The sequence below is a fragment of the Cellulomonas sp. KRMCY2 genome (assembly GCF_000526515.1).
GTDB lineage: Bacteria > Actinomycetota > Actinomycetes > Actinomycetales > Cellulomonadaceae > Actinotalea.
This window is the reverse complement of sequence record NZ_JAGF01000001.1, coordinates 2,719,184-2,740,837: the sequence shown is the minus strand read 5'-3', so window position 1 is coordinate 2,740,837 and position 21,654 is coordinate 2,719,184. Positions and strand designations below refer to the sequence as shown.

At 72.9% G+C, this 21,654-nt stretch carries 16 protein-coding genes; 12 read left to right on the top strand and 4 right to left on the bottom strand.

Going from position 1 to position 21,654, the window contains the following annotated elements:
• Positions 1 to 137 precede the first annotated feature (137 nt).
• The 7 genes from K415_RS0113050 (at position 138) to K415_RS0113020 (ending at position 10,913) form a co-directional block, all read left to right on the top strand.
• The gene (locus K415_RS0113050; RefSeq protein ID WP_024287487.1) at positions 138 to 965 is read left to right on the top strand and encodes a DeoR/GlpR family DNA-binding transcription regulator; all 828 of its coding nucleotides are present in this window, start codon (positions 138 to 140) and stop codon (positions 963 to 965) included.
• Positions 962 to 1,972 (top strand): aldose 1-epimerase, encoded by a 1,011-nt coding sequence (locus tag K415_RS0113045; RefSeq protein WP_024287486.1) that lies wholly within the window; start codon positions 962 to 964, stop codon positions 1,970 to 1,972. The genes K415_RS0113050 and K415_RS0113045 overlap by 4 nt, the downstream gene beginning before the upstream one ends.
• Positions 1,973 to 2,005: 33 nt before the next feature.
• Positions 2,006 to 4,144, top strand: coding sequence for a thioredoxin domain-containing protein (locus K415_RS0113040; protein WP_024287485.1), 2,139 nt, complete (start codon positions 2,006 to 2,008; stop codon positions 4,142 to 4,144).
• A 185-nt stretch (positions 4,145 to 4,329) separates the two neighbouring features.
• A complete protein-coding gene (locus tag K415_RS0113035) occupies positions 4,330 to 5,715 on the top strand; it encodes an MFS transporter (RefSeq protein ID WP_024287484.1) in 1,386 nt (461 codons plus the stop codon).
• A gap of 12 nt (positions 5,716 to 5,727) precedes the next feature.
• On the top strand, positions 5,728 to 8,022 hold the full coding sequence (locus K415_RS0113030; protein WP_081785238.1) for a molybdopterin oxidoreductase family protein: 2,295 nt from the start codon (positions 5,728 to 5,730) through the stop codon (positions 8,020 to 8,022).
• A complete protein-coding gene (locus K415_RS0113025; RefSeq protein ID WP_024287482.1) occupies positions 8,019 to 9,722 on the top strand; it encodes an FAD-dependent oxidoreductase in 1,704 nt (567 codons plus the stop codon). The genes K415_RS0113030 and K415_RS0113025 overlap by 4 nt, the downstream gene beginning before the upstream one ends.
• Before the next feature lie 84 nt (positions 9,723 to 9,806).
• On the top strand, positions 9,807 to 10,913 hold the full coding sequence (locus tag K415_RS0113020) for an FAD-dependent oxidoreductase (protein ID WP_024287481.1): 1,107 nt from the start codon (positions 9,807 to 9,809) through the stop codon (positions 10,911 to 10,913).
• Between the two features lie 54 nt (positions 10,914 to 10,967).
• Here the strand turns inward: K415_RS0113020 and K415_RS24040 are convergent, their stop codons facing one another.
• Positions 10,968 to 11,912: a helix-turn-helix transcriptional regulator gene (locus tag K415_RS24040; RefSeq protein ID WP_024287480.1), complete on the bottom strand. Its 945-nt coding sequence runs from the start codon at positions 11,910 to 11,912 to the stop codon at positions 10,968 to 10,970.
• A gap of 372 nt (positions 11,913 to 12,284) precedes the next feature.
• Here K415_RS24040 and K415_RS0113010 point away from each other — a divergent pair, with 372 nt between their 5' ends.
• The 5 genes from K415_RS0113010 to K415_RS0112990 are packed head-to-tail and all read left to right on the top strand — an operon-like array spanning position 12,285 to position 18,788.
• Positions 12,285 to 15,824, top strand: coding sequence for a hypothetical protein (locus tag K415_RS0113010; RefSeq protein ID WP_155859462.1), 3,540 nt, complete (start codon positions 12,285 to 12,287; stop codon positions 15,822 to 15,824).
• Between the two features lie 43 nt (positions 15,825 to 15,867).
• Positions 15,868 to 16,842 (top strand): hypothetical protein, encoded by a 975-nt coding sequence (locus K415_RS24035; RefSeq protein ID WP_155859461.1) that lies wholly within the window; start codon positions 15,868 to 15,870, stop codon positions 16,840 to 16,842.
• A 14-nt stretch (positions 16,843 to 16,856) separates the two neighbouring features.
• Positions 16,857 to 17,402, top strand: a complete 546-nt coding sequence (locus tag K415_RS22845) for a hypothetical protein (RefSeq protein WP_024287477.1) — start codon at positions 16,857 to 16,859, stop codon at positions 17,400 to 17,402.
• Complete coding sequence (locus tag K415_RS0112995; protein ID WP_051480577.1) at positions 17,389 to 18,516, top strand: M64 family metallopeptidase; 1,128 nt, start codon at positions 17,389 to 17,391, stop codon at positions 18,514 to 18,516. The genes K415_RS22845 and K415_RS0112995 overlap by 14 nt, the downstream gene beginning before the upstream one ends.
• A gap of 17 nt (positions 18,517 to 18,533) precedes the next feature.
• Positions 18,534 to 18,788, top strand: a complete 255-nt coding sequence (locus K415_RS0112990) for a hypothetical protein (protein WP_024287476.1) — start codon at positions 18,534 to 18,536, stop codon at positions 18,786 to 18,788.
• 5 nt (positions 18,789 to 18,793) lie between these two features.
• On the opposite strand, the gene K415_RS0112985 is transcribed toward K415_RS0112990, so the two are convergent.
• From K415_RS0112985 to K415_RS0112975, 3 genes are all read right to left on the bottom strand, one after another.
• Positions 18,794 to 19,552 (bottom strand): CE1759 family FMN reductase, encoded by a 759-nt coding sequence (locus K415_RS0112985; RefSeq protein ID WP_024287475.1) that lies wholly within the window; start codon positions 19,550 to 19,552, stop codon positions 18,794 to 18,796.
• A complete protein-coding gene (locus tag K415_RS0112980; RefSeq protein ID WP_024287474.1) occupies positions 19,549 to 20,700 on the bottom strand; it encodes an LLM class flavin-dependent oxidoreductase in 1,152 nt (383 codons plus the stop codon). Before K415_RS0112980 ends, K415_RS0112985 begins: the two co-directional genes overlap by 4 nt.
• A 117-nt stretch (positions 20,701 to 20,817) precedes the next feature.
• Complete coding sequence (locus K415_RS0112975) at positions 20,818 to 21,648, bottom strand: DUF6390 family protein (RefSeq protein WP_197024730.1); 831 nt, start codon at positions 21,646 to 21,648, stop codon at positions 20,818 to 20,820.
• Between the last annotated feature and the right edge of the window lie 6 nt (positions 21,649 to 21,654).

Sequence of the window (21,654 nt, the reverse complement as noted above, 5' to 3'; positions counted from 1 at the left end):
GCTGTCTCCTCGGACGCTAGACGGCGGACCTGCGGCGGTCAAGCACACCGACTGCACAGAACAGCACAACAGGGCATATGCTGTGCAGCACACTGCTCCACGACCGGCGACGAGGGCACGCCACCAAAGGGGGAGACATGGCCGCCACGAAACGTCCGCCGCGCCTACCTGCCCGGCGCAAGGACGAGCTGGTCACCTACGTCGACAAGGTCGGCGAGGTCACCGTCAGCGAGCTGTCCGAGCACTTCGACGTGTCGGTCGACACCGCGCGGCGGGACCTGGACGAGCTTGCGGCGGCGGGCCTGCTCAAGCGCACCCACGGCGGCGCGGTGCGGATCACCACCCTCACGCGATCGGAGACCCCGTTCCCGGACCGGATGCGGGTCCATGGTGCGGCCAAGCGACGGATCGGCCGGCTCGCCGCGTCACTCATCGAGGACGGGCAGACGATCCTGCTCAACGGGGGCACCACGACGCTCGCTGTCCTGCCCCACCTCGCCGTCCGCCGCAACCTCACCGTGGTGACCAACAACCTCGTCGCACCCAGCGAGATGCCGCGGGAGTGCGCCCGCGACGTCTACCTGCTGGGCGGGAACGTCCGGGTCGGCTCCCAGGTCACCGTGGGTCCCGTGGAGTTCCCGGGGACGGACGGCAGCCACTCCCACCGGATCCAGGCCGACATCGCCCTGATCAGCGTCGGCGGGGTCGCCGAGGAGATGGGGTACTCGACGAGCAACCTGCACGAGGCCCGGATGATGCTCGAGATGATGCAGTCCGCGCGGGTCGTCGTCGTGCTGGCGGACAGCTCGAAGTTCGACCGGAGCATCTTCGCCCAGGTGGCTGAGCTCTCCGCAGCCGACATCCTCGTCACGGACGCGCCGGTCTCCGAGCCCATGGCCGAGGCCCTCGCTGCTGCTCAGGTCAAGGTCATGGTGGCCTGGGAGAACTCCGGTGATGCGCTGTGAGGCGATCGAGCACGACGTCCGGGGCGCTCGAGGACGAGCCGACCGTCGTCCTGCGGTTCGGCGCTGCGACGGCCGAGGTCGCACTCCTGGGGGCCACGGTGCTGAGCTGGTTTGTCGACCTCGGCGACGGCCCCGTCGACCTCCTCGACGGCTACCGGACCGCCGAGGAGCTACGGTCCCAGCGCGGGATACGGAACGGCATCATGGCCCCGTTCGGCGACCGGATCGACGACGGCAGATACTCCTTCGAGGGCGTGGAGCACGACCTTCTCCCGGGACAGGCGACCCGCGTCGTCTACCACGGCATGGTCAGGTCGATGCCGTTCGCCCTCGAGGACGTCACCGACGGGGCCGACGCCGTCTCGGCCACGTTCGTCTGCCGGGGCCTGTCGGCCGAGCCGCAGCCGGGATACCCGTTCCTGGTGGACGTCCAGGTCACCTACCGGCTCGGCACCGCCTCGCTCGGGGTCGAGATCGTCGGGCACAACACGGGAGCGACGCCGGCGCCGTTCGCCGTCGGCTGGCACCCGTACTTCCGCCTGCCGGGCGCGGCCACCATCGCGGGGCTCGACCTCCTGGTCCCCTCCACCGTTCGTGTCGAGACGGATCCGGCTCTCATCCCGCTGCCCGGCCGGGCGGCGTACTACCGCATCGACCCAGCGGCAGCACGCTGGACGCCGATCGGAGAAGCGGTCCTCGACGTCGGATTCCTCGCGGGCGGCGACCATGCCGAGCCGACCGTCCTGAGGGATCGCGCGAGCGGGATCCGGTTGTCCCTCACACAGGACACCGGCCTCGTCCACCTGTTCACCGGGGACACGCTCGATCGTGACCGGCGCGCCTCGATCGCCATCGAGCCGGTGGTGTCGATGACGGATGCCTTCAACCGGCCGGACTGCGCGACGGCCATCCGCCTCGAGCCCGGCGAACGCCGCGCTTTCCGTGCGACGGTGGATGTCTCCCGCCTCGCGCACACCGGTGCCGTCGACACCGGTACCGCCGACTGAACCGTTCGTCCACTGATGTGAAGGGGAGCCGCCGTGGCGAACCGACTGGCGGCCAGCACCAGCCCTTACCTGCAGCAGCACGCGGGCAACCCGGTCGACTGGTACGAGTGGGGTGACGAGGCGTTCGCCGAGGCGCGGCGCCGCGACGTCCCGCTCCTCATCTCGGTCGGGTACGCGGCCTGCCACTGGTGCCACGTCATGGCGCACGAGTCGTTCGAGGACGAGGCGACCGCAGCGCAGCTGAACGCAGGCTTCGTCGCGGTCAAGGTGGACCGCGAGGAACGCCCGGACGTCGACGCCGTCTACATGGCGGCGACCCAGGCGACGACCGGCAGCGGCGGGTGGCCGATGACCGTCTTCGCGACCCTGGACGGCGCGCCCTTCCACTGCGGGACGTACTACCCGCCACGACCCGTGCACGGTCTGCCGTCGTTCCGTCAGGTGCTCGCTGTGGTGAGCGAGTCGTGGAGCGAGCGGCGTGCCGACGTCCTGGCGCACGCCGACGCGATCGGCTCGGCGCTGGCGGGCGCGGGCCCGCCGTCCGGGCTGCCGCACCGCGACGCCGCCGGTTCGCAGGCCTTCGCCGCGACGGCGGAGCAGGCTGTGGTCCAGCTCGCCCGGACCTTCGACGCCACCCACGGCGGGTTCGGGCGGGCCCCCAAGTTCCCGCCGTCGATGGTGCTGGAGTGGCTGCTGCGCCACGACGCGCGGACCGGGTCGGCGCAGGCCGCCACGATGGCGGAGCGCACCCTCGAGGGGATGGCCCGGGGCGGTGTCTACGACCAGCTGGCCGGAGGGTTCGCGCGGTACTCGGTGGACGAGCGCTGGGGCGTGCCGCACTTCGAGAAGATGCTCTACGACAATGCCCTGCTGCTGCGGGTCTACGCCCACTGGTGGCGCGCGTCCGGATCGCTGCTGGCGCGCCGCGTCGTCACCGAGACCGCTGAGTGGCTCGTCGGTGAGCTCCGCACGGCGGAAGGCGGCTTCGCCTCGGCCCTGGACGCGGACAGCCTCGACCACCACGGGGTGACCAGGGAGGGCGCCTACTACGTGTGGACGGCGGCCGAGCTCCTCACCGCCCTCGGGCCCGACGACGCCGCCTGGGCGGCGCGGGTGTGGACCGTCACGGCCGAGGGGACCCTCGAGAACGGGGCGTCCGTCCTGCAGCTGCGCACCGAACCCGGCGACGCCGACCGGTACGCGTCGGTCCGGGCGCGGCTGGCTGCGGCCCGCGAGCGCCGTGCGCGCCCCGCGCGGGACGACAAGATCGTGGCGGCCTGGAACGGCCTGGCCGTCGCCGCGCTCGCCGACGCCGGGAGCCTGTTCGACCGACCGGACTGGGTCGGCGCGGCTGCCGAGGCGGCCGACCTGCTCCTCGCGGTGCACGTGGTCGAGGGCACCGGCACCACCGCTCGTGGTGCCGGTCCGGTCCGGCTCGCGCGGACCTCGCGGGACGGCGTCGCCGGCTCCGCGCCGGCCGTTCTCGAGGACTACGCGGACGTCGCCGAGGGGCTGCTGGCCCTCTACCAGGCGACCGGTGCCGACCGTTGGGTCACCTGGGCGGGCCGGCTGCTCGACGAGGTGCTGCGCCGCTTCCCCGACGGTTCCGGCGGGTTCTTCGACACTGCACAGGACCAGACCGACCCGGCGATCGCGCGGATCGGACGTCCCCGTGACCCGGCCGACGGTCCCCACCCGTCCGGGCAGGCCGCGGCGGCCGGCGCGCTGCTCACCTACGCGGCGCTGACCGGCTCGCACCCCCACCGGGAGGCTGCCGGCCGGGCGCTCACCGAGCCGTTGCTCATCTCGGCCCACCACCCGCGGGCCGCCGGGTGGGCCCTGGCCGTGGCCGAGGCCCTCATCGACGGCCCGCGCGAGATCGCCGTCGTCGGGCCGGCCGAGGACCCCGCCACGGCAGCCCTGTGCGCGACGGCGCGCCACGCCCGCGCCCCCGGCGCCGTGCTCGCGGTCACCGACCCGCGACCGGCCGCGGCGGAGACGGTGCCGGTCCAGCCGACACGTCACGACGCGGCGGCCTACGCCGGGCCGGTGGCCCTGCTCCGGGACCGGCCGATGGTGCACGGGCGCCCGACGGCCTACGTGTGCCGCGGGTTCGCGTGCGACCGGCCGACGACCGACCCGGTCGAGCTCGCCGCCCAGCTGACGTCCTAGCCCCCACGGCCGCCGAGGCCGTCGGATCTCACAGGCCGGTGCGTCGGACCGTGCGGCGACCGTTCCGTGGAGGTAACACCGCGGCTCCTGTGTCCGTAACACCGCGTCCGTAGCGTCGTCTGCACAGTCCGGCTCCGGTCGGCTGCTCGCCCGGCACCACACCCGCCCGAGCAGGAGGCATCACGATGACCGCACCGACGACCTTGACTCCCGCCGCCCCCGGCAGCGCACCGACCGCCACCTCCGCGACCACGACCCGGCCCGGGGGCGCCCCGGCCCGTGGTCGCTGGATCGACCACTGGGACCCTGAGGACGCCACCTTCTGGAAGGGGGGTGGGCAGCGCATCGCCCGGCGCAACCTCTACCCGTCGATCTTCGCCGAGTTCCTCGGCTTCGCGGTGTGGGCATCGTGGAGCATCGTCGTGCCGCAGCTCGCGACCGTCGGCTTCGTGCTGAGCGTCGACCAGATGTTCTGGCTCGTGGCCGTGCCGAGCCTCGTTGGCGCGACACTTCGCATCCCGTACACGTTCGCGGTCCCCCGGTTCGGCGGTCGCAACTGGACGATCGTCTCGGCGCTGCTGCTCCTGCTCCCGGCGAGTGCGCTGGCCTACGTGGTGTCGCGCCCCGAGACGCCCTTCTGGACCCTCATGGTCGTCGCGGCCCTGGCCGGCCTCGGCGGCGGCAACTTCGCCTCGTCGATGGCGAACATCTCGTTCTTCTACCCGGAGAAGGAGAAGGGCAAGGCGCTCGGCCTCAACGCTGCGGGTGGCAACATCGGCACTGCCGCCGTCCAGTTCGCGGTCCCCTTGGTCATCGTCACGGCCGCGGGCCTGTCCCTGGAGCGTGCGGGGCTCATGTTCATCCCGCTGATCCTGCTCGCAGCCGTCCTCGCCTGGCGCAGGATGGACAACCTCACCGGCGCCAAGGCCGACTACAAGGCGTTCGGTGCGGCCGTGCACAACCGGCACACCTGGATCATCTCGTTCCTGTACATCGGCACCTTCGGATCGTTCATCGGCTACGCAGGTGCCTTCCCGACGCTGCTCAAGGGCCAGTTCCCCGAGGTCGTCATGAATCTGGCCTTCCTCGGTGCCCTGGTCGGCTCGCTGGCCCGCCCCGCGGGCGGCATCCTCGCCGACAGGTGGGGCGGTGCGCGCGTGACGATCGCCTCGTTCGCTGTCATGGCTGCCGGTGCCGCCGGCGCCGTCTTCGCACTCCGGGCCCACCACTTCGGGCTGTTCCTGACCGCCTTCCTGATCCTCTTCGTCGCCACGGGAGCCGGCAACGGTGCGACGTACCGGATGATCCCGGCCGTCTTCCAGGTCGGCGCGACCACCCCGGACCGCGCCGCACGTGCCCGCAAGGCCGCCGCCGGATGCATCGGCATCGCCGGGGCGATCGGTGCCTTCGGTGGATTCCTCATCCCGCGCGGCTTCGCAGTCTCCAACGAGCTGGCGGGCTCCCTCCAGCCGGCTCTGTGGGCGTTCGTCGCCGTCTACCTGGTGATGGGCGTCACGACCTGGGCGGTCTACACGCGCCGCTCGGCCGCCATGAGCCCTGCCGGGATCTGAGTGGTCACCACGATGCCCGCGAGGCACCCCGCGCCGCCCGCACCGGGTCGGCACGGGGTGCCGGGCAGTGCCGCGGTGCCGGGCAGTGCCGCGGTGCCGGGCAGCGGCGCACCGATCACGCCGACCGACACGCACTGCCCCTACTGCGCCCTGCAGTGCGCGCAGACCCTCTCCGCCCCCGACGACGCTGCACACGCGACCGGGGCGCCGGTCACCGTGGCCGGCCGGGACTTCCCGACGAACCGCGGCGGGCTGTGCCAGAAGGGCTGGACGAGCGCCCAGGTGCTGGGTACCCCCGACCGGTTGACCACACCGTTGCTGCGCGGCCGGGACGGTGAGCTGCGCCCCGTCGGCTGGGACGAGGCGCTGGGCCACGTCGCGGCACGGCTGACGGCACTGCAGGCCGAGCACGGCCGGGAGAGCATCGCGGTGTTCGGCGGCGGCGGCCTGACGAACGAGAAGGCCTATGCGCTCGGCAAGTTCGCCCGGGTCGTGCTCCGCACCCCGTTCATCGACTACAACGGCCGGTTCTGCATGGCGAGCGCGGCCGCCGGGGCGACTCGCGCGTTCGGCGTCGACCGGGGCCTGCCGTTCCCGCTCGCCGATCTCGGCGGCGCCCAGGCGGTGCTGCTCCTCGGCTCCAACCTGGCCGAGACCATGCCGCCGGCGGTCGCGCACCTCGCCGGCGCCCGGGCCGCCGGCGGGCTCGTGGTGGTCGACCCGCGACGGTCCGCGACGGCCGGTCTCACCGAGGGCGACGGCGGCCTGCACCTGCAGGCACTGCCCGGGACCGATCTGGCCGTCCTGCTCGGCCTGCTGCACGTGGTGTGGGCCGAGCGGCTCGCCGACACCGCGTACCTCACGGCCCGCACCACCGGCGCCGACGACGTCCGGCGCAGCGTCTCGGCGTGGTGGCCCGAGCGGGTCGAGCAGGTCAGCGGGGTGCCGGCCGCCGAGCTGCGGCGCACCGCGCGCCTGCTCGCCGACGCCTCACCCGCCCGCGGGGGCACCGGCGCGTACATCCTGACCGGTCGCGGTGCCGAGCAGAGCACCCAGGGCACGGCGACCGTGACGGCGGCGATCAACCTGGCGCTGGCCCTGGGCCTGCCCGGCCGGGTCGGCAGCGGCTACGGCGCCATCACGGGCCAGGGCAACGGCCAGGGCGGGCGCGAGCACGGACAGAAGTCCGACCAGCTGCCGGGCTACCGCAAGATCGACGACCCGGCGGCGCGCGCGCACGTCGCCGCCGTATGGGGCGTCGACCCCGCCGACCTGCCCGGCCCGGGCCTGCCGGCGATCGAGCTCCTCCGGCGGTGCGGCACCCCGGGCGGACCTCGCGCGCTGCTCGTGCACGGCTGCAACCTCGTGGTCAGCGCACCGGACAGCGACCGGGTGCGCGATCGGCTCGCCGCCCTCGACCTCCTCGTCGTCTGCGACATCGTCCCTTCCGAGACGACCCGGCTCGCCGACGTCGTGCTCCCCGTCACCCAGTGGGCCGAGGAGGAGGGCACGATGACCTCGCTCGAAGGACGGGTGATCCGGCGGCGCCTAGCCCTGTCACCACCACCGGGCGTGCGCTCGGAGCTCGAGGTGCTGCACGAGCTCGCGGTCCGGCTCGGAGTCACCGTGGGCTTCCCCACCGATCCGGCGGCCGTCTTCGACGAGCTGGCCAGGGCCAGCGCGGGCGGGCCGGCCGACTACAGCGGGCTGAGCCACGCCCGTCTCGACGCCGAGTCCCGCGGCCCGGGCGGGGCGCTGCACTGGCCGTGCCCCGCCGTTCCCGACGGTCAGGTCCAGCACCCGGGGACCCCGCGCATGTTCCTGGAGCGCTTCGGCACACCCGACGGCCGCGCGCGCATGGTCGCGGTCGAGCACCGCGGCCCGTCCGACGACCTGCGCCCGGACGCCCCGGTCTACCTGATCACCGGCCGGGTGCTGCAGCACTACCAGTCCGGTGCTCAGACCCGCCGGGTACCTGCGCTCGCCGCAGCCCAGCCCGAGCCGTACATCGAGATGCACCCGCTGCTCGCCGACCGGATCGGGGTCCGCGACGGCGAGCTCGCGCAGGTCACCTCGTCGCGCGGGACCGCCGTCGCCGTCGCGCACGTGACCGCCGGCGCCCGGCCGGACACCGTCTTCATGCCGTTCCACTGGGCCGGAGAGGGCAGCGCCAACCGGGTCACGACCGACGCCACCGACCCGGTCTCGGGCATGCCGGAGTTCAAGGTCTGCGCGGTGGACGTCCGCTCGGTGGACGCCCGCGCAGCCGATGTCCGGGCGGCCCGTCGACCGGCGGCGATCGCGTGACCCGCGTCGTGGTCGTCGGCAACGGGATGGTGGGCTCACGGTTCGTCGAGGAGCTCACCGCGCGAGCGCCCGGCGTCGACGTGACGGTGCTCGGCACCGAGGAGTACGAGCCCTACAACCGGGTCCTCCTGAGCGAGGTCGTCGCCGGCGCCCTCGACGTGGCGTCCCTGACGCTGCCCCGTCCACCCGCAGGACCCTCCCCGGCCGTCGGGGCCCGGGGGGCCGGGTCGCCGTCGAGCCCACTGGTCCGACCGGGCACCACAGCCCTGGCGATCGACCGGGTGCGCCGGAGCGTGTCGACGGACGCCGCAGGGCCGGTCGGGTACGACCTGCTGGTGCTCGCCACCGGCGCCCGTGCCCGCGTCCCGGAGATCCCCGGGCTCGAGGAGCTCGCCGGGCTCGACCCGCTCGACCGCCCGATGCGACCGGGCGCCCTGCCGGCCGGCGTGCACGCCCTGCGCACCCTCGACGACGCCCGTGAGATCGTCGCCGCGACGGTCAATGCCCGCCGGGCGGTCGTGCTCGGCGGAGGGGTCCTCGGGCTGGAGGCAGCCTGCGGGCTGGCGAGGCGCGGGCTGCACGTGACGGTGGTGCACGCCGGCCCGCACCTGATGGATCGCCAGCTCGACCGGGAAGCTGCCGACGCCGTGCTGCACGGACTGGATCGGCTGGGCATCGAGCACCGCACCGACACCCGCACCGAGCAGGTGCTCGTCCGGGACGGCGTGCTGCGGGGTCTGCGACTCGCGCCGTCCGCCGAGGCCGACGGCACCTTCGGGGACGACGACAGCTGCAGGGACGACGACATGCTGCCGGCAGACCTGCTCGTCCTGGCCACCGGGACCGTCCCCGAGACGGGCCTCGCCGCCACCGCCGGGCTCGAGGTCCGGCGCGGGATCGTCGTGGACAGCAGCGGCGCGACGTCCGACCCGGCCGTCTTCGCCATCGGCGACTGCGCCGAGCCCCCGGAGGGCGGCACCGGGCTGGTCGCCCAGGGCTGGGACCAGGCGCGCCGGCTCGCGGCGCAGCTGGCGGCCGGCCGGGTGGAGGCTGACCGGGTCGTCGACGGCAGGTTGCCGGCGACTCCCGTGACCCTGCACGGGACGGACGTCGTGCGGCTCAAGGCGCACGGCCTCGAGGTCGTGGCGATGGGCGTGTGCGGACCCCAGGGCCGTCGGTCGAACGGTCGCCGGGCGGTGCGTCTGAGCGACCCGTTCACCGGCCGGCATGTCGAGGTCGTCGTGCAGGACGGCGTGGTCGTCGGCGCCACCTGCGTGGGCGCGGGCGCCCTCGGGGCCGACCTGGCCGCGGCGTACACCCGGCAGACCCCGGCTCCGACCGACCCCGCTCACCTCCTCCTGCGGCCGGTCCGCGGGGCCTCGTCCGAGACCGGTGCGGAGCCGTCGCCGACCCTCATGCCGGATCGCGCGACCGTGTGCCGGTGCAACGGCGTGACCAAGGGCGACATCGTCGCCTGCTGGCGAGCCGGAGCAGCATCGGTCGCCGACGTCACGCGGGCCACCCGGGCGACGACCGGCTGCGGCGGCTGCACCGACGCGGTGTGCGGCATCGTCGACTGGCTCGAGCGCAGCGACCCACCGGCACCACCCACCGACCCACCGGCACCGCCCGCCGACCTGGCCGGGTCGACGGGTGCAGGGCAGCGGGTTGCGCGGCGGCCGGTGCGGTCTCTGCCCTGACCGGCCGTGGTGGGTCGCCTTTGTCGTCCGTGGGCACCATGCTGGACGGCGACGGGCACGGCGGCCGACCAGGAGGACGAGCAGATGCAGCAGCGCGTGGTGGTGATCGGCGGGGGCTACGGCGGCGTCGCCCTGGCCAAGGAGCTCGACGACCATGCCGAGGTCGTCCTGGTCGAACCGAAGGACGCCTTCGTGCACGCGGTTGCCGCCCTGCGGGTCGTCGTCGACCCGACGTGGCACGAGCGGGCGTTCTTCCCGTACGACCGCGTGCTGGAGCACGGTCGGGTGGTCCAGGACTGGGCCCGCCTCGTCTCGCCGGGCCTCGTCCAGCTCTCCGCGAGCCAGTCGCTCGAAGCCGACCACATCGTGCTCGCGACCGGCACCGGCTACCCGTTCCCGGCCAAGTTCCTCGAGGACCAGGCGTTCGTCGCGACCGCCCGGCTCGCTCGGCTGCGCGCCGCGCTGGCGATCTGCGAGCGCGTGCTCCTGGTCGGCGCCGGCCCGGTCGGCATCGAGCTCGCCGGCGAGCTGACGTCCGCGTTCCCCGGACTCGGGGTCACGCTCGTCGACCGGGAGCCGGACATCCTGACCCAGGGCGACTACCTGCCCGAGCTTCGCGACCTGGTGCGCGGCCAGCTGGTCGACCGCGGTGTCGTGCTGGAGCTCGGCGCCGGGCTCGGCTACCTCCCGCCGGTCGACGTCGGCGTCCACGAGCCGTTCACGGTCGAGACCGCCGCCGGTACGACCATCGAGGCGCAGATGTGGTTCCGCTGCTACGGCGCCCGCCCGATGACCGGGTACCTCGACGCGACCCTGTCGGCCGGGATGCACGACGACGGGTCGATCCCGGTCACCGCACACCTCAACGTCGTCGGGCAGGATCGCGTCTGGGCGATCGGCGACATCACCGACGTGCGCGAGTCCAAGCGCGCCACGGCGGCCCGCGACCACGCCGGCGTCGTCGCCCAGAACATCCGGGACGTGATCGAGGGTCGCGAACCGTCCGCCACCTATGCCGCGGCGCGCGAGCGCATCGTCCTGCCGATCGGACCGGACGGCGGTGCGTCCCAGATCGAGCAGGAGGACGGCAGCCGGATCGTGCTCGGCCCCGAGGAGACCAGCCGGATGAAGGGTGTCGACCTGTTCAGCGGCTCGATGGCAGAGCTCTTCGGCCGCCCCGGCGTGCGCTGACCTGGCGCGAGCCGGCCGAACCCTGCACACCGGTCGTCCGCCGCCCTGACGCGTTCAGCGGTCGGGACCTCGGCGGCCGGTGGCCGGCCTCTCACCCGTCCGGGCGCCGGCACCGACCAGTCCCGCCGCCTGCGCGCGGAGCACCGTGGTCAGCCGGTCACTGGTGTCGAGCTTGCGGTAGATCCGCTCCTGATGCTTGGCGACCGTGCGCGGTGAGACACCCAGCCGATGCCCGATCGCCTGCGCGATCAGGCCCTCCGCCATGAGCGCCAGCACGGCGTGCTCGCGGTTCGTCAGGGGTTGCGCGAGGGGCGACGGTGGCGCGAGCGGCGAGAGCTGCGACCGTGAGCGGAGCTGCGGCTGCGGCTGCGGCTGCGGCGGGACCGTGTCCAGCAGCCCAGGTGCCGCGAGGGACCGGACGGCCGGCACCCGACCATGCGTGACCGTCGAGTCCACCGGCTGCTGCCCCGCCGCCGCCGGCCGGACGCACGCCGCGTAGCGCTCGAGCCCGACGACCAGCGGATGGACCCGGCGCGCCAGCAGGAGCTCACGCTCGCTGAAGGGCTCGGACCGCGCAACGACGAGCCACAGCGGTCCACGGTCGCCGAGCGACGGAACCGGGAACACGAGGCACTGGTCGAGCCGGTCCGCGCGCAGCCGGCCGACGACGAGTCCGGATGCACGGTCGCCGTCGCACGGGTCGACCTCCTGGGAGCAGCGCACCTGCTGGTCGTACGGCCGCGCGAGGAAGTGCCGCAGCACCGGCGCGTCAAGCGCATGTCGCGCGTAGAACCCGACGTCGAGCGGCTGGGGACACCGCGGTCCGAGTGGTCGCAGGGTCGTGCAGTCGTGCCCGCTCGCGATCGCCACCGCAGCCGCCGCGTGGAAGTCGTCCGCGAGGGCACGGCAGACCGGGACCGTCGGATCAGTGCCGACAGGTTGCGCGAGCACCCCTGCCGCGAGCTCGAGCCACCGCAGGTAGACCTGCTTCATCCCCATCGCCGCCCGCCTCACGCCAGTTCTGCGTCCCGACAGCCCTGCGTCCCGATAGCTGTGCGTCCCGACAGCTGTGCGTCCACCAGCGCTGCCGTCCCGACAGCCTCCCGTGCGGCGAAGGACCGCGGTCGCCACGTCGCCGCGAATCGTGTCATATCCACAGGTTCAGGACCTTTACTCCGGTCACAGCCGGTTGTCAATGAGCGGTAGTGCGTATCGCCGTCCGCGGCACGCGCGGCGAGGCTGGACGGGTCGCGGCGCTCGACGGCAGGCGCCGGGCGCGACTGCCAGGTGGGGGACCCATGTCACAGCACGCACCACGCCGAGACCGATCGTCCGTCCCGTCCAGGGCATCGCGCGCAGGGGGTGGCCTCGATGGCTGAGCGCAAGGAACCACGGGTGACAGTCACGCTGCGCGACGCGGCGCGGACCGAGGCCGGCCTACGGGCTGCGTCGGGCGCCACCGGAGGCTTCCCGACCGACGCGGCGGGTACCGGGTCGGGTCTCGGCAGCACCGCGACCCGAGGCGACGCGTACGTGCTCGATGACCGCGTGACCCGGCCGGTCGAGAGCCTCGACCTGGAGGACCTCGGCCTCGAGGTGCAGATCTCGAGCGAGCAGTTCACCGATCTGTTCAAGGAGCGGCTCGAGGCAGTCACGAAGGTCTTCAGCACGCTGAACGTGATCAAGAAGGACCTCACGACCTTCCTGCCGCTGGTCCCCGAGACGTTCCCTCCGGTGATCAGCGGGCGGCTGCTCAACCCGGACGGCACGAGCGCGGCCTACGTCTCCGTCCGCGCGCTCGAGCCGACGAGTCCGGCGACGACACCGGGCGGGGCCTTCACGCTGACCCTCCCGTGGCCGAACCCGGAGACCACGGCCGACCAGCGCGGCGCGTTCCGGCTGTCGCTGCCGCCGAGACCGATCCCGGACGCCGGCCTGATCCTGCTCGTGACGGGGTCGAACCGGGTCGTCGAGGTCGGACTGCGCCGCCTCGACCTGATCGCGGGCACCGGCACCCTCGGGGTGCTGCCGCTCGACCTGCAGGTCGAGCCGCTGCCCCGCAGCGTGCTGGCAGAGCTGCACGACGTCGTGCTGCCCACCAGCGAGGACGACGTGTCCGACCACCCGGCGGAGTTCGCGCAGTCCGCACCGGCGCTGACCCTCGGCGAGGGCGAGTGCGCCAAGTCGTTCCGCTCCAACTCCGGGGCGATCGACACGTTCCGCTACTCGATGCTGGTGCGACTCGTGGCACCGCACCTCAGCAGCAAACGCCTGGGCACCCGGGTGACCCAGGGCCGCTCGTCCTACACGCTCTCGACCACATTCGCCGACCAGGGCCGGTACATCGAGTCCGGCGCCCTGATCGAGCAGCTCGGCAAGCTCGGCTCCTGGGAGATCGTCGAGCGCGTGCCGATCGAGGCACCGATCGATGTCTCGCAGTTCCTCGAGCTGGTCGAGCGCAACCCGCGCGCCGTGCCGAAGGCCGCAACGCTCGGGCTCGGCTACATCGTCAAGATGCATCAGCTGTGGATCCCCCAGGGCCTTTCCCTCGGCGACCTCGTGTACTCCCTCCCGCTGGCACCGGGCGAGCAGCAACGGATCGCCCTGTCCGACGAGCGCGAGACGCTGAGCGTCCGCGAGCAGGAGTCGATGACCGCGAGCGAGTTCCAGACGTACAACGAGAACGCCGACTCCTCGACGACCGCCGTGTTCTCCAGCGCCTTCGACGAGGCGGCATCCGGCGGAAGCACGATGAAGGTCAACACCGAGTCCGGATCCTTCGGCGGCGGGCTCGGCATCGGCGGCATCGTCGGCCCGGTCGTCGCGGGCCTCGGGGTCGGCGGCGGTTATGCGGACTCGACGACCACCGGCTCGACGTCGAGCTGGCAGAACGCCAGCCGGGACTACGTCTCGAATGCTGCCCAGGACTTCCACTCGAGCCTGGCCCGGCAGGCCGCAGCACGCCGGCAGTCCTCCCGGACGAGCGTGCGGCTCGCCTCCTCCTCGGAGCGCCGCGAGGTCGTGACCAAGGTCATCACGAACCACAACCACAACCACGCCCTGACCATGCAGTACTGGCAGGTGCTGCGGCACTTCGGGGTGACCAGCTCGGTCGACGACGTGCAGCTCGTCTGCTTCGTCCCGCTCGAGGTCATCCAGTTCATCCCGAGCGCCGTGACCAGGACCCTGCCGACCGGCTCCTACAGCCGCGATTTCCTGCTCTTCCGGTACGGCCAGCTGCTCAAGCACGCCGACGTCATCGAGAGCCGGGTCCGCCGTCGGCCGACGCTGCGACACGGCCTGAACGTCCTCAAGGCGTTCGCCGGGAACCCAACGATGCTCGTGGAGAGCTCGTCCGGCAGCGCCGAGGACGTCGTCAACGTGTCGATCAGGGGGACGTTCCTGCCGTTCGAGGACGTCTACGTCACGGCTGTCTCGACCACCGGCGCACGGGTCGGGCCGGTGCGGCTCACCGGTGCCAGCCCCGCGATCGCGACCGGTTCGGAAACTCGTGCCGGTCTGCTCCAGGTGCTGCGGACCCGCCGGTCGGAGACGTTCGAGACCCGCGCCGGTGCCCTCGTCCTGCCGAGCCACCTGCCACGCAGCAGCCTCGGCCGCTTCGAGTACTCCCGGGCGTTCCGGGCGTTCTCCTACCGGCTCAGCCTGCCGTCGAGCCTCGACTTCACCGACCTGCTGGCCTACCTGCGCAACACGGCGTCGCTCGACGTGACGATGGGCGCCGACGAGCTCGAGCGTGAGCTGTCCGGTCCGCTGGTCCTCGACCCCGATGCCAAGATCTTCGGAACCGGCGGCAGCGCGGACCTCGAGCTCATCGAGACCTACAACGGCCCGGGCAGCACCGATCGGATGCCGGTCGTGATGCCGGTCGCCGCCAAGCGGCTGCCGCCGGTGGTCGCGTTCGCCGACCTGCTGCGGATCGAGGAGCTGCTCCAGCACGTGGTGCAGAACACCGTCGAGTACTCCAAGGCGGTGTGGCAGTCCCTGACGCCGGAGGAGCGGGCGATCATGCTCGAGCAGTTCACGATCGGCGTCCCGTCCGGGGGCATCTCGGACCCGACGGACGAGGTGCCGCTGCTCAACTGCGTCGCCAACCAGGTGCTCGCGTACTTCGGCAACTGCGCCGTGATGCCGTTCTTCATCCCCGCGCCGCTCGCCGACGACGTCGGGTACACGTCTCGGGACATCCAGGAGGCCCTGCTCAAGTTCCACCGCCAGGCCTACCTCCCGGCGCAGTCGGCGCTCACGCTGCCCGCGCGCGGGGTCCTCGGTGAGGCCGTGCTCGGGTCGTGCAACTCCAGCGAGAAGATCGACCTGACCCGGTTCTGGAACTGGCAGGACTCCCCCGCCGACACCGCGGCCGAACCCGGTGACCTCACCGCCCTGCTCTCCGGCGGCAACCAGCTCGTCGGCTCCGGAGGCGCCCAGGCCCCGGCGACGCTCGAGTCGAGTCCGATGATCACCATCAACCAGGGCCCGACGGCGATGAGCCCGACGGACCTCGCCGCCGCCCTGATCGCGAGCCAGCCGGCCACCAACCTGCCGACGGACCTGACCGGGATCACCCAGCTGGGTGCCCAGGCGAAGGTCCAGACCGAGACGACAGCCGAGACGCTCAACAAGACGATCGCCGAGGCCAGCGGGCTGGCGAAGGCCGCCATGACGGCGCTGCCGGGTGCGATCAACGCAAAGAACGGCACGACGCCGGGTACCGGCTCGGGCTCCGGCGGCACAGGGACCGGCGGCACGGGCACCGGCGGCACAGGCACCGGCGGTGGTGGCGGGACCGGATCCGGCGGTACCGGCGGCACCGGCGGCACCGCCGGCACCGGCGGCACTGGCGGCACCGGTACGGGCGGTGCTGTCGACGGCGGCAGCGCACCATCTCCGTGACCTCGCCCGTTCCCGCCCGCGTCCAGCCCAGAAGGAGCCCACGATGACCGAGACGCCCAGCACAGCGGAGGACCGCGCGCTCGATGCGTTGACCAAGATCCTCGAGTCGGCGATCGCGCCGGACATGCTCGAGGCGCAGCAGCTGATCCTGCGTCGGCTCGCCCTCGCCGGGGACCTGTTCCCGGCGAGGGTGCCGCCGCCGCTCAACATCACCGAGGTGGGCGGGTATCTCAACCTGGTCAAGGACGACCCGATCCTGACCGCTCAGGTGCTCGCGGCCACCCTCGGCGTGGCCGGCCCCAACCCGGCCCCCGGCTTCGACCCGACACTGCCACCGCTCTACTACGTCACGCAGCCCAACGACCGCCCGCCCGGGCCGGCCCAGACCGCGACCCCGGTCCAGCTCACGGTGCGCAGCGACTTCGCGCCGTCGTTCACCGCGGCGCTGGCGGCGTTGCACGCGGCCGGGACCACGCTCCCGGTGCTCGCGACCAACCGTCCGCTGCCGCCGGTCGTGCTCGGCGTGCCGGGGCCGACGGACCTGCTGCCGTACCTGGGGCGATCGCTCGACCTCGTCCCGGGCGCCGCCCTCGTCGACCCGACCACCGACCCGCTGGCCGTCGGCCAGGAGGGCGGCGCCGGACCTCAGGTCGTGGTGACCCGGCAGCTGGACGCCACCGCACCCGCTGCGGCCACGATCACCTCGGCGGCGTGGTCGATGTGGACCTGCGACGCGACGGCGTGCACGCAGAGCACCGTCACCGACGCCTTCGCGCCGTTGGGGCCCGTGCTCAACGCCGCCGGGTGGTACCAGGCGACGCCGTTGGCCGCGCCGACCTCGCTCGGCCAGCCGGGCAGCTGGGCGCACTGGACCAACGTGACCAGCCTGGTCGCGGGCGTGAGCACCGTCGGTGACGAGCTCCGGCTGCTGCACAGCGCAGGCGTGATCGCGGCCTCGAGCGTCCGCGAGCGGCTCGACTGGGTGTGGGACGGCACGGCGTTCGTGGCGCCGGCCTGAGACCAGGGGGACACATGAGCGACGACAACGACGCCGGCCCACCGCCCGATCTCCCGGACAGCGTGCCGGACGCGCCGTCGACCCCGTACGCCTGGCGGCTGACCTTCGAGTACGAGGGCGAGGAGGTCCGTCTGGTCGCGCGTCAGCGGGTGGCGATGCTCGCGCCCGTCGACGATGCCGAGCTGCTGGACCGCGGCCAGGACGGGTTCTGGCTCGAGCTGCGTGACGAGGCCGACGGCTCCGTCTACCGCCAGGTGCTGCACGAGCCCGTCCAGACGCACTACGAGGTCTTCTCGCCCGACCCGGCCGAGCTGCCGCACCACGTGACGGCACCGCAGGTACGCGGGGTGTTCCAGGCCGTCGTCCCCGACCTCGCGGACGGGCGGTCGATCGCCCTGCACGGTCCGGCACGACGGGCTCCTGCGCCCGGTGGCGCCGCGCGGACCGCGGCCCGGCCCGGGGCCGCCAAGGGGCGCAAGGGAGCGAAGCCACCGCCCGAGCCGCGCACGTTGCTGGTCGCCCCGCTGCGCGAGGAGGGGGACGACGATGGGCGCGGCTGACGGCGCGGTGGTCACCACGACCAAGGTCGTCGACCACGGCCCGGATGCCGCCCGGTGGACCCTGGTGATCCTCGCGGAGGGCTACCGGGCCACTGAGCTGGCGACCTTCCACGCCGACGCGGACGCGTTCGTGACCAAGCTCTTCACGACCGCCCCCTTCGCCGCGATGTGGTGCGCGATCAACGTCTACCGGGTCGATGTGTCGTCGACCGACAGCGGCGCCGACGAGCCGGCCGCCTGCGCGGACGGCGGGGCCGGGAGCGGCGCCGTCGCACGGACGTTCTTCGACGCGACCTTCTGCGTCGCGGGCACCAGCCGGCTGCTCGCCGGCTCCGACGCGCTCGCGGTCGCGACCGCGACCGCCCAGGTGCCCGAGGTCGACGGCACGGTCGTCATCGTCAACAGCACCCGGTACGGCGGCGCGGGAGGTGCGGTGGCCTGGTTCTCCAGGGCGCCGGCAGCGAACGAGATCGGCGTGCACGAGCTCGGGCACGCGGCGTTCAACCTGCAGGACGAGTACGGCGACGTGATCAATGCCTGGCCCGGCGGCGAGCCACCGGAGCCGAACGTCACGAGCATCACCGACCGCGCGACGACGAAGTGGGCGGCCCGGATCGCGGCAGCCACCGCACTGCCGACCCAGCCCAACCCCGACTGCACGACCGAGAACGCCGCCGCCAGTCCCGTCCCGGCCGGCACGGTCGGCCTGTTCGAAGGCGGCGTGCGAGCACACTGCGGGCTCTACCACCCGGAGTTCGACTGCCGGATGCGGCACCTCGGACAGGAGTTCTGCGTGGTCTGCCAGGACGCGATCCGGCGTCGGCTGGCCCCGTTCCTGCCGGCGTTCTCGGGCCCGCAGGTCGGCGCACAGTTCACCGGGACGCTCGCTGCCGGTGGCACGACGCGCTGGTTCACCTACGACTGGCCGGCCTGCTGGCACGTCATCTGGAGCGTCGTCCCGCGCAGCCCGGTGACACCAGGTGAGTCGCTGACGTTCAACGTCCAGGTCGAGCGGTCCAGTCGCGAGCGCCTCACGTACTGGGTCTCGGCCACGAACCTGACCGCGGCTCCTCTGGAGCTCGAGGGTCGGTACGCGATCGTCGCGAAGGTCTAGGCAGCGAGGAGGTCGACATGCGCGTGGGCACACAGTTCACCGGTACGGTCCCGGCCGGCACGACCCGGCGGTGGTTCACCCACTCCTGGCCGCCCGCATGGCACGTGGTGTGGACGGTCGTCCCGACGACGCCGGGTCCCGGCGCGGCCCAGGTGGAGTGGGACGTGGCGGTGCAGCAGGCGTCCGCCACCGCCTTGACCTACTGGGTCACGATCCGCAACCTGTCGGCTGCGGAGGTGGGCGTCGAGGCCCGGTACGAGGTCCTCAGCTGACCGGCTCAGAGCCCGGCGAGCAGGTCCTCGAAGCTCGTGGTGAGCGCGAACGGGTCGGCCGGGCCACCCGGGCCGCGGGGCTGCCGCGTGGCCACGAGGGCGGCGAGCTCCCGGGCAGCACGCTCCACGCGCACGGCCAGCGGTGTGGTGTCGTCGGTCGTCGAGCCCGTGACCTGGCCGAAGTCCTCGGTCGCCGCGAAGACCGCCGTCGGCACGACGACGGAGCGCAGGTAGGCGAACAGCGGACGCAGGGCGTGCTCGAGCGCGAGGGAGTGCCGTGCGGTGCCGGCCGTGGCGCCGATCAGCACCGGCATGCCGTCGAGGGCATCCTGGCCGAGCACGTCGAAGAAGTTCTTGAACTGCCCGGTGTAGGAGCCCGAGAAGATCGGGGTCACCGCGATCACGCCGTCGGCTCGGGTGACCGTGTCCAGCGCGGCGGCCAGCGCGGGCGGCGCGAACCCGGTGAGCAGCATGTTCGTGAGGTCGTGAGCGCGCTCCCGCACCTCCACGACCTGCACCTCGACGGTGAGGCCGCGACCGCGCAGGTTCCGCGCGGTGGCCTCGGCGAGCCGATCGGCGAGCAGCCGGCTGGACGACGGCTCGCGCAGGCCACCGGAGACGACGGCGATCCTGCGCAGCCCGGCGGGCGTGCCCGCGGGCGTGTCGACTGCCGAGGCGGCGGGCGTGTTGGCCGCCGAGCCCGCGGGTGTGTCGGCCGCCGAGCCCGCGGGACCGCTCGTCGGGCTGTCGGTCCGGCCGCTCATCGGGTCACCGCCGGGATGGCGGGTGAGGCACCCGTCACGTCGTCGGCCGGCGCGTAGACGGTCGCGTCCTTGCCGCCACCGACCGCGGCCACCAGGGAGGCGTGCGTCGGGGCGTCGGGCACATGGGCCGGTCGGTTGATCGCGAACTCCTTGCGCAGGGCGGGCACGACCTCTCCGCCGAGGATCTCGAGCTGCTCGAGGACCGTCGTGAGCGGCAGACCTGCATGGTCCATCAGGAACAGCTGGCGCTGGTAGTCCCCGACGTGCTCACGCATGGTCGCGTACCGGTCGATGACCTCCTGCGGGCTGCCGACGGTCAGCGGGGTCTGCTCGGTGAACTCCTCCATGGTCGGGCCGTGGCCGTAGACCGGTGCGTTGTCGAAGTACGGGCGGAACTCGCGCTTGGCGTCCTGCGAGTTCTTGCGCATGAAGACCTGGCCACCGAGGCCCACGATCGCCTGGTCGGCCGCACCGTGGCCGTAGTGCTCGAAGCGCCGACGGTAGAGGGCGACCATCTGCCTGGTGTGCTCGATCGGCCAGAAGATGGTGTTGTGGAAGTAGCCGTCGCCGTAGTAGGCGGCCTGCTCGGCGATCTCCGGGCTGCGGATCGACCCGTGCCACACGAACGGGGGTACTCCGTCGAGCGGGCGCGGGGTCGCGGTGAAGGACTGCAGGGGCGTGCGGAACTTGCCCTGCCAGTCGACCACGTCCTCACGCCACAGGCGGTGCAGCAGCGCGTACTTCTCGATCGCCAGCGGGATGCCGTTGCGGATGTCCTCGCCGAACCACGGGTAGACCGGTCCGGTGTTGCCCCGGCCCATCATCAGGTCGACGCGGCCGTCGGCGAGGTGCTGCAGGGTCGCGTAGTCCTCGGCGATCTTGACCGGGTCGTTGGTGGTGATCAGGGTCGTGGCGGTCGACAGGATGATCCTCGACGTCGTGGCCGCGATGTAGCCGAGGGTCGTCGTCGGTGACGACGGCACGAACGGCGGGTTGTGGTGCTCACCGGTCGCGAACACGTCGAGGCCGACCTCCTCGGCCTTGAGCGCGATCTGCAGGGTCGCCTTGATCCGCTCGTTCTCGGTCGGGGTCCGGCCGGTCGTCGGGTCCTGGGTGACGTCACCGACGGTGAAGATGCCGAACTGCATGGTCTGCTCCTGCCTCGCGGATTGTTGAGTATTCAACCATCCACGGTTCAGAACCTCAAGAGGGTCTCCCCTATTCCACCCCGATCGCCGGCCACGTGGAGGCCGAGGACGACGGGCTCAGGCCAGCACACCGGCCGGTGCCGGGAACGGCAGGGCGTTGACGACCGCGAGCTGACGTCGCGAGCGGGTCTGCAGGGCTACGAGTCGTCGTCGGTCCAGGCGTTCGCAGACCCAGTCCCAGTGCAGCGCGCACCAGTCGCCCGGGTCAAGAGGACCGGCCAACCCGTGGCCGTCACGGGCGACGACCACGTCCTCGTCCCGCGGCTCACCCTCGTGCAGCACACGACCGTCCCACTCCAGCGGCCTGGACCGCACGACAGCGTGGTCCTCGACGACGGCCACCACCTGGCCCCACCGGATCCGGCAGCGATCCAGGACCAGCAGCGGCTCGTCGAGACGTCCCGCGCGCAGCAGGCCGAGCCACGGGTAGACGCCGAAGACGTGGAAGCTGTGGTGCGGTTGCGCACCCGGCACGGCAGCGACCAGACGCTCCCAGGAGCGCTCACCGGTGCGGTCCCGGAACCGGTGCTCGAGGGACGCCGCGGTCATCGCAGCGGGCACCCGGTCGAGCAGCGCGTTGCCGATCCAGTACGCCTCCACGACCCGGCGGTCCAGCGGGTCACGGATCCCGTTCGCCGCGGCGATCAGCTCGAGGTAGGGCCAGGCGCCCTCGAAGCCGCGGGCGAGCCATCGCAGGCCGTCGTCGGCCCCGTCGACCCCGCCCGCAGCGCGCTCCAGGAGCTCACCGGCGGCATCCGGGCCGCAGTAGCCCATCGCGTTCGGCGGGTAGGCGTACCGGGCGAACAGCAGGGCGCCCGCGTGCTGACCTCGCGCCCGCCCCGACGCTCGCCCGGCCGCGGTACGACCGCCCGGACCAGGCTCACCCACGCCGAT

Bases quoted from the DNA above. Each gene is read 5' to 3' on its own strand.
- K415_RS0113050 (WP_024287487.1), top strand. From the start codon at position 138: ATGGCCGCCACGAAACGTCCGCCGCGCCTACCTGCCCGGCGCAAGGAC.
- K415_RS0113035 (WP_024287484.1), top strand. From the start codon at position 4,330: ATGACCGCACCGACGACCTTGACTCCCGCCGCCCCCGGCAGCGCACCG.
- K415_RS0113030 (WP_081785238.1), top strand. From the start codon at position 5,728: ATGCCCGCGAGGCACCCCGCGCCGCCCGCACCGGGTCGGCACGGGGTG.
- K415_RS0113020 (WP_024287481.1), top strand. From the start codon at position 9,807: ATGCAGCAGCGCGTGGTGGTGATCGGCGGGGGCTACGGCGGCGTCGCC.
- K415_RS24040 (WP_024287480.1), bottom strand. From the start codon at position 11,912: ATGGGGATGAAGCAGGTCTACCTGCGGTGGCTCGAGCTCGCGGCAGGG.
- K415_RS0113010 (WP_155859462.1), top strand. From the start codon at position 12,285: ATGGCTGAGCGCAAGGAACCACGGGTGACAGTCACGCTGCGCGACGCG.
- K415_RS24035 (WP_155859461.1), top strand. From the start codon at position 15,868: ATGACCGAGACGCCCAGCACAGCGGAGGACCGCGCGCTCGATGCGTTG.
- K415_RS22845 (WP_024287477.1), top strand. From the start codon at position 16,857: ATGAGCGACGACAACGACGCCGGCCCACCGCCCGATCTCCCGGACAGC.
- K415_RS0112995 (WP_051480577.1), top strand. From the start codon at position 17,389: ATGGGCGCGGCTGACGGCGCGGTGGTCACCACGACCAAGGTCGTCGAC.
- K415_RS0112990 (WP_024287476.1), top strand. From the start codon at position 18,534: ATGCGCGTGGGCACACAGTTCACCGGTACGGTCCCGGCCGGCACGACC.
- K415_RS0112985 (WP_024287475.1), bottom strand. From the start codon at position 19,552: ATGAGCGGCCGGACCGACAGCCCGACGAGCGGTCCCGCGGGCTCGGCG.
- K415_RS0112980 (WP_024287474.1), bottom strand. From the start codon at position 20,700: ATGCAGTTCGGCATCTTCACCGTCGGTGACGTCACCCAGGACCCGACG.